Raw genomic sequence first — 15,712 nt, 5'->3', positions numbered from 1 at the left:
TCTAACCATTAAAACGTAACACCTAAATTAACGGAATACGAGGGACGAATCGACAAATTCAACTTATTTGTTGTCCCCGACTGCGAGGGATCCTGCCCCTTTAATTTTGAACTGCAAATCGTGAATAAATTGCTTCCTGAAATCCCGATATAGGCCGACCTCAACAAAAGCTTCTTACAAAACTCTTCCGGTAACGTGTAATTAAATACGAAAGATTGCAACTTCAGATAATTGCCGCTCACTGTCCGGATATCCGAATTATCATACATCTGCCATATATTATCTGCAAAATTAATCGAATTATTATTCCCCGTCTTCCACCACGGACGCAAGGTAGCAGAATATGCCGCGTTCGACAACAATCCCGGTATGTTCGTGTGCTCTTCATCCCCCGGACGCTGCCAACGTTTCACGAACTCCCGACGCACGTTCCGTTCCGGAAGAGGAGCAACCGTTGTCCCGTTACTGTTAGATCCGTATAATTGCATCAACCGGATTTTCGAACCGAAAGAATAAGAGAAATTAAAACTTAATGACATACGTTTATAGGAAAAAGTGTTCGACACCCCTCCTTGTAAAACGGGAACTCGCGTACCGGACACTTTCATCACCCGGCGGAATACCTCCTCGCGATCCATCTTCAAATACTCTTGCTCGTGCTCTTGTTCCACGTTATAAAACATCGGTCTCCCGTCCTCCGGAGAAAGTCCCTTGAATCTGTAAGAAAAAAACGTATTCAACGGCTCGCCTTTGATTAACGCCGTACCATCCAAATAATTGGTATAAAAAATCTCGTCCTGTTCCTTCTCGAAACTATCATTATTAACCGCTTTTGTTAACAACGTGTTCAGCACTTGGCCCAACTGCGGGTCGATATCCCAGCGGAAACCACCCACTTCCGCTCCGGCCTTTAAAGGTGTAAAATTAAAACTAATCTCGAAGCCTTTGTTCTCAACAGTACCGGAATTTATCACGTAAGATTCCACGCCGTTAATATCAGCCACGGTCTTGCTCAAAAAAGCATCCTTGGTCTTTTTGTAAAAATAAGAGAACGTTCCACGAATACGGTTATTAAAAAGGGCAAAATCCACAGATCCGTTCAATGCCCCAGTCTTCTCCCAACGCAAGTTAGGATTGGGATAATGTTCTATATTCGATTCGTATTCCCCGAAATAATCATTCATATTCCCTTTCTTGATAATCAATTCGGGAGTCTGGTTACTCAGCATGTTTCCCTGGTAACCGAAAGAAGCTCTCACGGACAAACCATTCACCCAATTCACATTGCGTAAAATATTCGCTTTCATATCCCAACTGGCAGAAACCGACCACACCGGCAATATTTTCTCGTTACTGCGATCCCCGAACTTGTTTGAAGCATCCGCACGTGTATTAAAATTAAACGAATAAGCATTATTTAACGTGTATGTCAACGTCAGGTAAGCAGACATCTCGTTTTGAACATTATCTGAAATCACACCTCTCGCATCTTTCTCGTTCAACGACCAAGATGCGAAAGAAGGATACACGTTAGGATCCAAAGTTGCGATCATCTTACCTCGCTCCGGCAAATACCCGCGATGTACTTGCCGCTTCCCGTCATATTTAGAAGAAGCCAATTCGAAACCCACGGCAGCATTAATCAAGTGTTTCTGCTCGCTATCCAGAAATTTCGTGAAATCAAACTGCAAACGAGTCGTGTAATTATCGTTCCGGGTATAATCCTCCCGATATTCCCCTCCCACGGGTAACAAACTGGTAGCCTTCTGATCGGGAGTCAACACAACCCCGTAATTCGTTCCCCGCAGATTAGCCGCGTAATAAGAATTCTCATCAACAAACGTTTCCTGCATCGTATTATTGATACTGTAAGAAAATATAAACTGCGTTTTCAACCAATCATTAAAGCGATAATTCAAATTCATATTCAAAGTAATCCCGGAATTATTATACTCATCCCGGTAATTCTCCATCTCGTGTAAAGCATTAAAAGCCAAAGATCGTTGGTGACTCGCGGCCGTCGTTCCCTCCACATTGTAAAAATAATAACTTCCATCTTCATTAAACGCCGGAATGGCACGAGAAGTATTATATGCATAATCCAGTATATTCACCTCACTGTTCACGTATTCCCGCACTCCTTTATTGGCCAACATCCCGAAGGAAAACGAAAATTTATTGAAATTTCCATTAATATTCAAACTGGAGGAATAACGATCATTCTTTTCTCCTTTAATTACCCCTTTTTCGTTAGAGTATCCCAAAGAAGCATAATAACGAATATTCGTGCTCCCCCCCGACAGACTCAGCGTGTGGCTATTAGAAAATACATCTTCCGTGATCAGATCGAACCAATCGGTATTTACAGTTTCCAATCTTGAAACCTCATCCGTAAATTGCTGGTAGTTGTAAATCCCACTATTATACTTTTCAAGGGCTCCTTCATAACCAACCCAATTATTAATTGTCGGGTATGACAATCCTTTCTCTATTATTTCCCGTGAATACGCGACACGCTCTTTAGAATTCATCAAATAAATGCTTTTATCCGAATAGCGGGGTCTTGCCGTAAACTTGCCATTCAGACTATACGTCACGGAAGGAGGCCCGGTTTTTCCTTTCTTGGTTGTAATATTTATCACCCCGTTAGCCGCTTTAGCCCCGTATAACGCCGTGGCGGAAGCATCTTTCAAAATATCAATACGCTCGATATCTTCCGGGTTAATCCCGGAAATAGCATTTCCCACCAGATTCACAAAATCCAGATTATTTATTAAAGTCGGACTTACATTCACCGGATCGCGTAACACGATACCATCCAATACCCACACGGGTTCCTGATTACCAAGAATAGTTGAAGTCCCCCGAATCCTTAATTTCGGAGCCGCTCCCACCTGTCCGGAATTCTGCATAAAAATCATTCCCGGCACGTGAGACTCCAGCAACTGATCCACGGTCTGCACTCCCGGCACCTTAATCCGATCCATATCAATTGACTGAACAGCACTCGTATTTTTTCTACGATCAATCGTCTGGTATCCGGTCACGACCACCTCCGACAACTCGGAATGTTCTTCTTTCATGACCACGTTAATCGTGTCTTGTCCCGTGTACTTCATTTCCACAGTCTCCATGCCGATAAACGAATATAACAAAGAAACCTTGTCTATATCAGGCAAAAACAGCGTGTATTTACCGTTCATGTCCGTGGCCGAGCCTAAAGTCAACCCTTTTACGATTACGGTAACTCCCGGCAACGGCATTTTCTTTTCATCCGTTACCCATCCAACAACCTGCTTAGCGGTCTGTTGTCCTCTTATTTCAGAAACTTTCTGTTGCTTGATAATAACCACATTATCCTCCATCAGATAAACAAATGAAGTCCCTGCAAAACATTTATCAAGAATTTCTCCAACCGTCGCATTCTTCAGGTCTATCGAAATCGGTTTGACCGTTTTAATAGCATCACTGTCATACACGAACGAGTAACCACACACCCGGCGAATCTCGCCAAATACCTCCACTAAAGTAGCTTTTTTCATGGATATATCCATCCTTTTCTGCTGTTGCGAATACACCGAAGAAACATTCAGACTCACTAAAAACAACCATAACAATAGCGTCTTCATAATAATAGACTTTCGTGGCAATTTTCTCGGAAAGAAATTACCGTTCCTAAGATTTTTTTTCATACTTTTGTTGATAACGTTAAAAATAATAATTGATTCCATCTGCATGGAGTTGATTATAGATGACAAAAGCGGGATATATGCCAGTATATTCTGCTTTTTGTTTTCATTCTTCAACCATTACCGTACGCCCGTTCACTTTAAATTTCATGCGTCCCGTTTTCTCTATTTTCCCCAAGACATCAGCTATATTATCATACCGCTTGATCTCTAAAGAAAAATGAGCTTCTTTCAATGACGGGGATACAAAAAACACCTCCATATCATACCAACGACCAAGTTTTTCCATGATTTCTTCCAGAGAAGCCTCGTTGAAAAAACATATTCCCCGTGTCCAACTGATAAATTGTTCGGCATCCACTTCCGTAACAACTAACTCATCTCCAGTAGCGACTACCTGTTGGCCCGGTTCTACAACACGTTCACCTTGCCCGTTCGACACGTTAATCCGTCCCTCAACCAGCGTGGTAACAACACCTCGTGTATCAGAATAAGCCTCCATATTGAATAAAGTTCCCAAAACCTTTACCGCCACGTCTTTGGTTTTCACGATAAAAGGCTGTTTTTCATTTTTCGCCACCTGAAAACAAATTTCTCCTTCCATCTGAACTTCCCGAATATCACCGGAGAACCGTACTGGATAAATCAATTTCGACTCGGAATTAAGCCATACTCTGGTTCCATCTGCCAATTCCAACTCGTACTCCCCCCCACGAGGAATTACTAACGTGTTATATTCCACGGTAGAAAGGTTCATCGTATCTTTCCTGTTATATTTTATAATATCACCCGAAGCGAACACCTCGGTTCCCCCGGTCTCGACAAGTACATTTAGAGTAGAATCCGAGATATTTATTCTCTCCCCGTTTCCTAAAATTAATATAGCCTTACGTTCTTTCATTCCCTTACTTACCGTTTCGGCCAAAGGCGTTGCCGGTTCTACTTTTTCCGTTCGAAATACAACGATCGTCACCATAGCAACAAGAACTGCCGCCGCCACAGCATACCACGCCCGCAGAATCCTGCGTTTACGGGGTAATTTATTTTCAAATAACTCCCATTCACGCCCTCTATCTAAACGATGAGTATCTCGTAAATCTGTTTTTAATCGCTGAATAATTCGCTCGTATTCTTTTTCGTGCCCGGGAGAAGCCTGCCGCCACTTTTCCAGCAAAGTAATCTCTTCGTCCGAAAGAATTCCAGCAATCTTCCCCGCGATCAACTCGGCCATCCGATAACGCTCTTTTAAATCTGCATCCATATCCTATATTTTCCTAAATTCACCCCTATAACGACTAACTTTCCGGAGTGGGTGAATGAGAGGATAAAAAAAAATCATATTTTTGCGGTATAAATACAGACAAGTGGCTAGTGTACTGACAAACAGACAGGATTTTAAATCCTTTTTCGAAAAATATTTCGAACCGGTATTTCAATTCACACGAAAATACACGGGTGACGAAGCCATTGCCCACGATATTACTCAGGATGCATTTATCAAATTATACGAGAAACGGGAAAACTTTGATGTCATCGAGAAAGCAAAATCATTCGTGTACATCACGGCTCGTAACCTTTGCCTTGATCATCTGAAACATTTAAAGATTGAACACGAATACGCCCGTTCATTTCCGCTTGATGAAGCGGAAGAGCAACAATTCTTCTTTGAAGAAATTACCTATCAGGAGACATTACGCATTTTATACGAGGCCATTGATAAACTTCCCCCACAAACCCGGGAAATCATTCTTGTCGGTCTTGACGGAAAGGACAATAACGAAATTGCCGCAACGCTTAACGTTTCAGTCAACACGGTCAAAACTTTAAAAAAGAACGCTTATAAAGTACTTCGGGAATCACTGAATAGTTATAAGGCTTGGCTATTATTAACCATCCTAACTTCTGAAAGGGATATCTAAGTTTACTTTAACATATTTCCAACATTATACAGAGTACCCTACCCCATAATTTTCCTAATGCATAACAATAAAAATGATACAGAAATGAGAATTTCTGTATCATTTTATCATTCTACAAACAATCTATAAACTAAATATTATAACATCACATTATTTATTAGTATAAGAAATTAGAAGTATTATTCTCCACGTAATTTATACACGCCACACGCCCGTTTCCTTCAAAAGTAGGTTTAGTCAACGGTTTCAGGTTACCGGCATCAAACTCGTGTAACCAAACTTTATACTTTCCGTCGGCATAAGTAGCAATGGCAAAACAATTAACTTGAGCTCCATAAACATCCGATGACATTTGATTCGGATAAGCAATATGCTGCATACAAGTTACTTCCTCTCCGGCGGGAAGATCCAAAATAGCCTCCTCGTGTTGATTATCTATGAGATATTTATATAACTTGTGATCTTTTACAAAATAAATAATCCCGTAATCTGCATTTACCGCTCTTTTTTCTGCCGTTACGAAATTAAGCGTTGAAGGGATAATATCAACTTTTACAATTGGATTAGAATTTCCCCACCCTGTAGACAAATTCAACTTAACTAACATATAGTCGGAGGTTGAATGTTTTTTCATTAGAGCGTATGAGATCCATCCGCGTGACTGTGCTTGAAAATTAATAGCACTTTCCCATAACATATCGGCTTCCATATCATTGCAACTAATCGGTGCCGTAGAAGCATCAACATATCTGTTAATTCTTTGATAAGCGACATAAACAAATGATTTACTCAAATTATCAAAATAATTGGGTCCTTGTAATCCGTTCAAGCTCTTGGAAAAACTGTATTGTCCGTATAAAGCGAAGAAAGAGGTTGCATTCGTCGCACTCATACTATAAACGCTATTATTATTAACCAAATTCATTGAAACTCCATCATTTTGAACTGAAATATCCTGAAAATTTTTAACATCAAGAGATTCAAAAAATAAAGATTCAAAAGGTTTTCTAATATTGCCACTACTAAGATCCAGCACGACAATTTCTTCTTTTGCAAGTGGAAGTAACACGCTAGCATAATTATACCCCCCACCGGAAGCGACATCAGAATATTTAGAAGTAAAAATACTTTTTACGGCCTCTCCTTTCAATTTTTTCCCATCATTGTAAAAAGCGATCCAATTGTCAATACGCCCTCCATCATAGATAAAATCATAATCGGTATATTTTTCCGTGGAACCTTCATCTTTCAACAAATACCAACCGGTAGAATTAATTGTCACCACGTTCAAAGTACTCCGGAATATTGTTGTCACTCCCGTTTCTTTATTCTTGACGTTTAACACCAAATAATAAGAACCCGGTTCTTCACATATTTCATAATTCAAATCTTTTGCGTATCCAATCGTATCCGGATGATAAATAATCCCGTCCTGACGAGCTGATGTCCAAAGCTCCCACACGTACTCCAAGTCCGCTTTCGATGTAACCGTCGGCGTGATGGATAATACATCTTGACGAGATACCTTAGTGTATTTCTCTGCAATACCTTCAATCGTAACACCATCTAATTCGGCATAATCATATTTGTTATCATCCTCGAAACAAGCCACGAAAAACAAACTTATAAAAAATAACCAAACAATATTATTTATCTTTTTCATGTCCATGCTTATTAAAATGTTACCAAATTACTTGTCGGATCACCCACAATCTCTCGCATCGGAGCCAATCCATTTGCAATATTCTCGGGATCACTATTGTATTTATCCAGTTCTGTTTTAAACTTACTCTGGTAATACGCTAACAATCCAGTAACGGAAGATGCCCCATACAAAGAACGCCACCACTCGTCATCAATTTTTCCACCTGCAACTTCTATCATAAATTCATGCTTCCTCATACTGTATTTTCCAAAATAATACGATCCTTGATAAGGAAGATCCCAAAAATTCGGTTTTATTAATTTATCAGCAAACGTAATTGCATACTCCACGTCCTTCGTTACACCTCCAATTTTAAATTCATCGTTTTCAATCAATTGCAACGTCAAATAATAAATTTCTTCTTTCAACGATACATCTCTCAAAAGAATAATCGGAATATTAGCACTCACTTCTCCCGCGGGAATAACCATTAATTTTCTAGCCTCTTCGCTATCAAAAGCCACAAAATGCTTACCCGCAACAGCATTATAAGGATTTTCTGTCACCACTGAATCTACTTTCACTCCATTTTCCACGGTGTACTCGACATCACATACTGTTACCTGTTTAAAATTCACCGCCCGATCATAATCTCTCGGTCCTCCCATAGTTTCCACGTACACGTAAAGCGTGTCCCGTACCACATCATCCGTATCATAATAAAATGTCATGGATTCAGCTCTTGTGTAACCACCTAAATACACCCTGGGTTCATCACCATAGAGCATCAGATCTGCCTCGCTACAACTTATCACAGATAAAAGTAACATCGCCAATATATATATACTTCTCATATCTATCAAATTACTTGTTGTTATACTCTATTTCTCGCTCGGGAAGAGGTGCTACATAAGACTCGGGGTTCAGCGGAATATAATTTAGAGACGAAGTTGCCCCTGTCCGCTTGTAAAAGAAAAACATTTGTCCTTCAGCATAAAATTCTTTATTGAACTCCTTCTTTAATTTATTCACCCGGTCTGTTGCCAAATCTACACTACTAACACCTCTTGCAGAAGCATATTCACCAAATAAACCATTTGCCTCTGTCATCGAGGAAGTTGCCTCCATCACGATAAAGTACATTTCCGTCAAACGCACGAGAGGGATCTCATTTTTCGCTTCATTTGTCGGCTGATAATATTTTTTACAAATATAAATTTCTTCCCCGTTTTTCGTCGTTGACACCCATTGTTTCGTCTTCCGAACATCTGCAGCACTCTCGTTCGTGGGAAACACATAATATGTGAATAGAAAATTGTCCACATATTTCCCATTCCCCGTCAAACTAAAATTACTAGTAGCCTTCGTGCCTAAATCATATACACTCAACCCTAAAATATTCTCCGAAGCACAAGCCAAATCACCACTCTCCATGGTCACGCCGTTTGCCAATGTCCACATTTTCTTACCGCTCGGATCCTTTGCCCCGATCACTTTATTAGCGTAAAGAGCCGCATTTGACATATCCTGCGTCCAAAAATACAATCGTGCTTTCAAAGCCAATACGCCGTAATAATTCATACGGACCTGACGGCATATCCAGAAATCGTCTTCCACTTCGCAAGTTGTCTCGTCCTTCAAATCCTCAATTGAATACTTTAATACCGGATCAACCTCTCCCAACAAACGTTCTGCCTCATTCAGATCACCCAACAACAACTCCACGAACTGCTCGTAAGTTGAGTAATCATGCACCTCGTTAGTCACGGTTTTCACGTAAGGCAATATTTTATCCTCCGAGATCTCGCCCGTAGGCATCGGGCCGAAAAGACGTAACACATCCAAATGACAAAAAGCACGTATGGCCAACGCCTCTCCTTTAATCAACTCATAATTTCCTTTCGTAAAAATACCCTTCTTTTCATCAATCACTTCAAGAATACCGTTCACGTCGGCTATCGCCTGATAATAAGTTTTGAAAATCGCAGTAAACCTGTCTTTTACCGAACTATTCGTGTAATTATATTGTTGAATATAATTGTCCGTGTACCCGGCTGTAGTCACCCAATGCTGTCCCAGGTACTCGATCGCACCCCACATCATTTCGCCCCCGTAAAGATTAGTATTCTTCAGGCGGATATAAGCCCCGGTAAGCACGTCCCGAAATCCTTTCTGAGTTTCCAACAAGACATCTTTTCTGACCTGCGTACGAGGATTCACATCTAGCCAATCATTACAACCGGAAAATATAAATCCCATCAATGTGATTGCTATTACAAATATCTTTTTCATAATTTTCCCTTTTTAAAACATTACAGACAAAGACATGGTATACTGCCTTGAAAATGGATAAGAAAGCCCTCTCTCCCGCTTGATCGTTGACAGATAAAACAACTCTCCGGTTCCAATCGTTGCATTTATCACCGATATACCCATATGACGCATCCATTTCCAATCTTTCAATTCATAAGTCAGATTCATATTCTGACACCAGAAAGAAGTTTCATCCTGCACAAAACGAGAAGAATAATTAGATGAAGTAGTCACGTTCACCCCTTTAAAGAAAGTTTTATCCCCCGGATTCTGCCAACGATCTTTAAACACACGCTCATCCACGTTATACCTCTTATCAGCATTTTCAACCCGGTCTATCAAAGTCTGGTTATATTTCTGGCCTCCCCAGTTGAAACCGAAAGACATATTCAACGAAAGATCCTTGTAACGCACCATTGTACTCAGATTCCCTCTATATTTCGGATTAGAAATACCACAATTTACCCGATCTGCCGCACTCCATAATTTTGTTACTTCTCCATTCTTTTTCAGATAAATTTCCTCTCCCGAACTAGGATCGATTCCCAAAGAAGGAACTGCATAAATTGCATTTTGCGAATCACCTTCCCGCAATATCCGATTCGGATTAGAACCTCCAATTGACGCCAACTTTTCATTTGCAGCCTTCATCGCTTCCGACAATTTCGTGATCTTATCCTTGTTATAGGCTAGATTACCCGTAACAGACCATAAAAATCTCCGCTCCGTATCCCGCAACATCCACACACTGGCCTTCAATTCAAATCCTTTATTTTCGACAGCACCAATATTCTCGGTATAACTATCAAAACCATTCGAATAAGGCAATTCCAAAGAAGACAACAAAGCGTGAGTCTTCTCCAAATAAACATCCATATCAATGCTCACACGATTATTCAAAAATCCGCCTTCAAACCCAATATTATATTTATCGACAGTCTGCCACTCCAAATTCTTATTCCCCAAAGCCATCTGGTAAGCTCCCATCCAAATATTGTAACGATCACCCACGTAATAAGAATACGTTTCCATCGCTTGATAAGAACTAAACTGCTGACTACCGGAAATCCCGTAAGAAGCACGTAATTTCAGTCTATTGATATAAAAATTATCTTGGAAGAAATTTTCATTATGCAAGTTCCAACCCAAACCCACAGCCGGGAAAAGTGCAAAACGCTTAGAAGAACCGAACTGGGAAGAACCGTCCGTACGAAGACTAAAATCCACATAATAACGATTATCGTAAGAGTAATTCACGTTCCCCACTAAACCGATTCTTCTGGATTTTGATTCCGAACCGGAGGGTTTACCATCTTTCTCGTACTGGAGAGCCATAGACAAAAAATCCAGAGACTCATCCGAGAACCCCTCGACATTAAAGGTGTACGACCGACCGTTCGACTCGCTTAATTCCGCATTCACCCCAGCATACACCAAATGTTTATCGGCAAACAACTTTCTGAAATTCGCCGTGAAACTAGCCTCGTATCTCAAATCTTTTCCTGTTTTATATTGGTAACTTCCTTTGCGGGCAATATCTTCCCCGGTATAAGAAACAAAACTAGAATGCGTTGACGGTTTAAACATATCCCCCTCATCCGTTTGTCCCGAAATACCCACACGTCCATTAAGAGTCAATTCCGGAATCGGGGTCCACTCTATGGAGAAATTATTCGTGATATTCGTGTAATTACTCTTATCATAAGTATTCAACGTAGCGTCATACAACGGATTAGGTACACCTTTTTCACTGTTCACCCCCGAAGAACCAGCCCAATATCCCCAATTGTAAGGAGAAAAATACCGTCGCACCTTTCCGTCTTCATCATAAGGTTCCCAGTACGGATTCAACTTCACGTAATCGGAAAAAGCCCCGTATGGTGATTCCTGAGCCTTATTCAAACCAATTGACAAACGATTACTAAAAATCAAATGATTGTGTTTATATGACAAATTAATTTCCCCGTTAAAATTCTCCCGTTTAGAATCCTTCATAACCCCTTCAGTCAAATTATACTGCAAAGAAAGCGAGTACCTGAAACTCGTATCCCCACCCTCTATTCTTAAATTATGACGATGTCCGACTCCCGTACGCAAAGGAATTGATAACCAATCCGTATTCACTCCTCTCTCCACTTGGGCTAAAACAGCATTATAATACTCTTTCAATTTAATTTCCCAATCCGGTCCTAAAGTCGTGGTATGATAATACCCGGAAATCTCCTCCAACCGTAATTTATCCCGTGAATTCAACACGTGATAATCACTCAAATCGGGAGTCTCTATATTCATTTCTCCTTTGTAATAAAACTTCAATTTACCCGGTTGCGGTTCTCTCGTGGTAATCACGATAACCCCATTTGCACCGCGTGATCCGTAAAGAGCTGTTGCAGAACCATCCTTCAAAATCGTTATAGACGCCACTTCATTTTCATCCAAATCCATCATACGCTGTAACGTGGTCTCAAAACCATCCAGAATTATCAACGGTGTATTTAAATCTACACTTGTATTATCCTGTAATTCTCCCACGTTCGGTAAACTGGCCGCACCACGAATCTGTACTTCCGGTAATCGGTTCGGATTCGAGCCCAAATCATTATTTGCAATCAGGTTAAAGGCCGGATCAATATTAGCCAGGGTCGAAATCAAATTACGACCTTTAAAGTCTTTCAATTCCTTATCCGTTACCACACGAACCGCTCCCGTGTAACTCTCCCGGTTCTTCTTGAAAATACCCGTTACCACCACATCCTGTAACGTCTCGGTCAACGAACGCATAGTCACGTTAATCGTATCCGTACCCGCATACTTGATTTCTTGGGTCTCCATCCCAACAAACGAGAATATCAAAACCACATCTTTCATACCGGGAATCGTCAACTTGTAACTTCCGTCCACGTTTGTTGCAGTCCCCAAAGAAGTCCCCTTCAACAAAATAGTCACGCCCGGTATAGGTTCTTTCTTCTCGTCAACCACTTTCCCCACGATCGTGATCTCCTTCTTCGCTTCCTGCTGAGCCGTGGATAACTCCTGTTGGCGAATCACGATAATATCTCCCTCGAAGCGATAAGTCAGCCCCGTGTTCGCCAGCACTCGCCGCAACACGCTCTCGACCGCCTCGTTATCAGCTTTCACGGAGATACGCCCAAAATCTTTTGTCAGTTCCGTGTTGAACACGAAAGACAACGCCGTTTGTTTTTGAATCTTTCCAAACAGCATTTTAATCGACACGTTCTTCAAATCCAAGTTCACTTTTTCCTGTTGGGCGTGCGTGTTAGCCACAACCGTAAAAGAAAAGACGAACATCAATAATACACATAATTTCATAATCAACCATTTTTTTTGCCACCCTGATCCAGGGCAATGGCTACATAATCGATTTTTTTTCATAACTTTGTAATTGAATATTAGTATTAATGATAGGAGATGCTCGAACATCTCTTATCGATTTGCTTTGTAAGACCGGAGGATGCTCGAACACCTTCCGGTTTTCCTCTTTATATTACTTTGAAACCCAGATACTCCTATCTTTCACGGAGAACGTCACACCGACAGCACTCCCGATAGCTTTTAAAATATTGTCAATTTGATCATAACGTCGCATGTGTCCCGTGAAATGTAATCCTTTCAACTGTGGATTCACGTAAAACACGTCCACATCATACCATAATGATAGCGTGTTCATGATCTGTTCAAGGCTCTCGTCCTCGAAAACGAAAAACCCGTCTTTCCACGCCACGTACGATTCCACGTCAACCTCTTTCACCTCGATCAAAGAACGTTCTTTATTGTATTCCGCCAATTGCGAGGGACTCATACGGCATTCTTCATCCATACCCTCGGCCATAATTCCGACACGTCCTTCCACCAACACCGTTTGTACAACCCCCTCACGTTGGGTATTCACGTTAAACGAGGTTCCGTACACCCGGATTCTCATTCCATCTACAACCACGTAGAAAGGGCGCTTCTCCTCTTTCTTCACCTCGAAATACGCCTCTCCCGACACGTGAACCTCCCGTTTTTCCTCGTCAAACACAACCGGGTATTTTAATTCTGTCGCGGAATTCAGATGCACGACAGACCCGTCTGATAACGTGATATTAAACTCTCCCCCGCGAGGAGTCTTCAATGTATTATACCGTACACTTTTCTCCTTTACATTCACTTTCGAATAGTCAATCCCTTGCCTGGAACTCGTTGCGCTCGCACCCGGACTTACCGTAATATCCCAAACCGAATCCTTTTGTAAATTCACGAACTGCCCATCTGCCAAAACTAAAGTTGCTTTTGCTTCACCGGGCACGATCTTTGCCATTATCGGAACCTCAATTTCAGTTTTAGTAGTATTCAATAATAAAAATACCCCTAAACTTAAAGGTAATAAAAATATAGCCGCGTATTTTAACCAACTATATCTAACGTGAGATTTCACTCCTACCCGTTTCTCAAAACGTTCGAAAGCGGCATCATGATTTATACTCTTAAAAGCCTTGTACTTTGATCCGAAATGCCGATTATTTTTCACCCGATCAAACAAAGCCTTGTTTTTCAATGATGCATCCAACCATTGTTGCAATTCCTGCTTCTCCTCGTCAGTTATAGCTCCCGACAAATAAAGATGCATTAATTGAATCATTTTATACTTATAATCATCCATGTTTATTCGTTTTATAACCTTAAGACAAGGAAGCCTCCCGAAAGAGGTACAAGAAATTGATTTTTTTTGAAAAAATATTCGAATCAGAACATTTGAAAAGCTAACATCACGAAATATATCCCACCCAGACGCTCCCGGATATAATGCATTGCCCGCTTTTTCTGTGTTTTCACGGTCATGACCGACAAATTCAATAACGAAGCAATCTCGTCATTGCTTTTTCCATCCATGTGAAGCTGGAATATTTCTTTACATCTGGCAGGTAACTCGTCCACGGTTTTAAACAACAATCGATACAACTCATCCTCCATCACTCGCAAGTCATCATATTCCTCCGATGACTCTTCCTGAATTACAGAAGCTGCATATTTATCCTCCACGATCTTATGTCTCAAATAATTTATACTGCCATTCCGAACCGAATTATAAAGGAAACTCTTGAAACTATTATAAGAAGCATACCGGGTATCCCGTTCCCAAATAGACACGAACAAATCCTGTACAATATCTTCAGCCACCTCTTGTCGTTCCACGTAATTCATGGAAAAAAGGACCAATGTATTGTAAAACTCACGGAACAACTCCCGAAAAGCTGTTACCGACTTGGAATGAATTCGTTGTAAAAACTCGTCTTCTTGCGACATCTATCCTATATTACATCCTAGTCATAAAACTTTTGTATCTAATCACAAAACTATACTTTTTTATCGATAATCCAAATAAAAAAGAGTATCCAACAAGCCTGCTTTTCATTCAAATTACCGATTTTAACTTGCTTGCAGGCAGGACACAAGTTAGACGCGAGACATTTTATTTGGATCAATAATATTTTTCAATTCCACCAAATCCTGTTATTATTTTATTTTCTTTCGTTTTATTAATAAAGTTGTTTAATCGCTTTTCAAATTCTTCCGGTCGTTTCCTTGCGGCTTCAATATATGCAATACGGATACGTTTATACGTCTCGGAAAAACGTTGATAATTTTTCCATATTATTTTATCTTCTTTTAACCTGTCAAGTATATCATTGGGAAAAATAAAAGGATCAGACAAAACATTTCGTATTTTATCCTCAAATTTAGGATGTATCATTTTATTATCCAATAACCACCTAAGTCTTTCTTTGTTAGCTTGCGAGTACGTACTTTTAGGGTTTCTAGGTGTGAAATGCTGAATTTTATGTTCTTTGTCAAGCGACTTTATTGTACTGTCAATCCACTCGAAACAAAGGGCTTCTTCAACAGCATCGTTATATGTAATACTTTTTTTACCTGAAGATTTATTGGGAAATACAAACCAGATTTCATTGGCAGTCTCAAAGTTATCAGCCAGCCACTTTCGCCAATCTTTTCTGTTTTCAAAATATTTTATTTCCATAGACTAATGCAATCTGATAAGACAATAAATTTGTAACAAGTTGTTTTCACTAGGGTGTCTAACAAGTTTACTTTCAAACTACCACCCCTAACCCCTCCTTACACAG

Annotated in this window: 10 protein-coding genes; 1 reads left to right on the top strand and 9 read right to left on the bottom strand. The window is 40.4% G+C overall.

All coding sequences use genetic code 11. The annotated features are described in order from the left end of the window. Nucleotides 1–8: 8 nt before the first annotated feature. Together DWW52_RS03200 and DWW52_RS03195 are read right to left on the bottom strand one after the other, a co-directional pair. On the bottom strand, nt 9–3,629 hold the full coding sequence (locus DWW52_RS03200; protein WP_118714298.1) for a SusC/RagA family TonB-linked outer membrane protein: 3,621 nt from the start codon (nt 3,627–3,629) through the stop codon (nt 9–11). A gap of 166 nt (nt 3,630–3,795) precedes the next feature. Further along, nucleotides 3,796–4,950 (bottom strand): FecR family protein, encoded by a 1,155-nt coding sequence (locus DWW52_RS03195; protein ID WP_118714008.1) that lies wholly within the window; start codon nt 4,948–4,950, stop codon nt 3,796–3,798. Nucleotides 4,951–5,053: 103 nt separating this feature from the next. Between DWW52_RS03195 and DWW52_RS03190 the strand changes: the two genes are divergently transcribed. Continuing rightward, a complete protein-coding gene (locus DWW52_RS03190) occupies nt 5,054–5,608 on the top strand; it encodes an RNA polymerase sigma factor (protein ID WP_158582469.1) in 555 nt (184 codons plus the stop codon). Between the two features lie 157 nt (nt 5,609–5,765). Here DWW52_RS03190 and DWW52_RS03185 read toward each other — a convergent pair whose 3' ends face one another. The 7 genes from DWW52_RS03185 to DWW52_RS03155 form a co-directional block, all read right to left on the bottom strand. Next, a complete protein-coding gene (locus DWW52_RS03185) occupies nt 5,766–7,271 on the bottom strand; it encodes a PKD-like family lipoprotein (RefSeq protein WP_158582468.1) in 1,506 nt (501 codons plus the stop codon). 11 nt (nt 7,272–7,282) lie between these two features. Beyond that, nucleotides 7,283–8,107 (bottom strand): DUF4843 domain-containing protein, encoded by an 825-nt coding sequence (locus DWW52_RS03180; RefSeq protein WP_118714005.1) that lies wholly within the window; start codon nt 8,105–8,107, stop codon nt 7,283–7,285. Nucleotides 8,108–8,117: 10 nt separating this feature from the next. Beyond that, nucleotides 8,118–9,545 carry a RagB/SusD family nutrient uptake outer membrane protein gene (locus tag DWW52_RS03175; RefSeq protein ID WP_118714004.1) on the bottom strand — a complete coding sequence of 476 codons (1,428 nt, stop codon included), beginning with the start codon at nt 9,543–9,545 and terminating at the stop codon, nt 8,118–8,120. 12 nt (nt 9,546–9,557) lie between these two features. Next, complete coding sequence (locus DWW52_RS03170; protein ID WP_233556672.1) at nt 9,558–12,896, bottom strand: SusC/RagA family TonB-linked outer membrane protein; 3,339 nt, start codon at nt 12,894–12,896, stop codon at nt 9,558–9,560. Between the two features lie 175 nt (nt 12,897–13,071). Next, complete coding sequence (locus DWW52_RS03165) at nt 13,072–14,229, bottom strand: FecR family protein (protein WP_118714003.1); 1,158 nt, start codon at nt 14,227–14,229, stop codon at nt 13,072–13,074. A gap of 83 nt (nt 14,230–14,312) precedes the next feature. Further along, on the bottom strand, nt 14,313–14,873 hold the full coding sequence (locus DWW52_RS03160) for an RNA polymerase sigma-70 factor (RefSeq protein ID WP_118714002.1): 561 nt from the start codon (nt 14,871–14,873) through the stop codon (nt 14,313–14,315). Between the two features lie 175 nt (nt 14,874–15,048). Then, a complete protein-coding gene (locus DWW52_RS03155; protein ID WP_118714001.1) occupies nt 15,049–15,606 on the bottom strand; it encodes a YdeI family protein in 558 nt (185 codons plus the stop codon). Between the last annotated feature and the right edge of the window lie 106 nt (nt 15,607–15,712).

Origin of the sequence: Odoribacter sp. AF15-53 (genome assembly GCF_003479425.1) — a bacterium.
Taxonomy (GTDB): Bacteria; Bacteroidota; Bacteroidia; order Bacteroidales; family Marinifilaceae; genus Butyricimonas.
Note: the sequence above shows the minus strand (reverse complement) of the source record. Positions and strands in the feature narration are given on the sequence as shown.

Excerpts from the sequence above, each read along its gene's own strand:
- DWW52_RS03165 (WP_118714003.1), bottom strand. The coding sequence starts at position 14,229 with ATGGATGATTATAAGTATAAAATGATTCAATTAATGCATCTTTATTTG.
- DWW52_RS03200 (WP_118714298.1), bottom strand. The coding sequence starts at position 3,629 with ATGAAGACGCTATTGTTATGGTTGTTTTTAGTGAGTCTGAATGTTTCT.
- DWW52_RS03195 (WP_118714008.1), bottom strand. The coding sequence starts at position 4,950 with ATGGATGCAGATTTAAAAGAGCGTTATCGGATGGCCGAGTTGATCGCG.
- DWW52_RS03185 (WP_158582468.1), bottom strand. The coding sequence starts at position 7,271 with ATGAAAAAGATAAATAATATTGTTTGGTTATTTTTTATAAGTTTGTTT.
- DWW52_RS03180 (WP_118714005.1), bottom strand. The coding sequence starts at position 8,107 with ATGAGAAGTATATATATATTGGCGATGTTACTTTTATCTGTGATAAGT.
- DWW52_RS03170 (WP_233556672.1), bottom strand. The coding sequence starts at position 12,896 with ATGAAATTATGTGTATTATTGATGTTCGTCTTTTCTTTTACGGTTGTG.
- DWW52_RS03175 (WP_118714004.1), bottom strand. The coding sequence starts at position 9,545 with ATGAAAAAGATATTTGTAATAGCAATCACATTGATGGGATTTATATTT.
- DWW52_RS03160 (WP_118714002.1), bottom strand. The coding sequence starts at position 14,873 with ATGTCGCAAGAAGACGAGTTTTTACAACGAATTCATTCCAAGTCGGTA.
- DWW52_RS03155 (WP_118714001.1), bottom strand. The coding sequence starts at position 15,606 with ATGGAAATAAAATATTTTGAAAACAGAAAAGATTGGCGAAAGTGGCTG.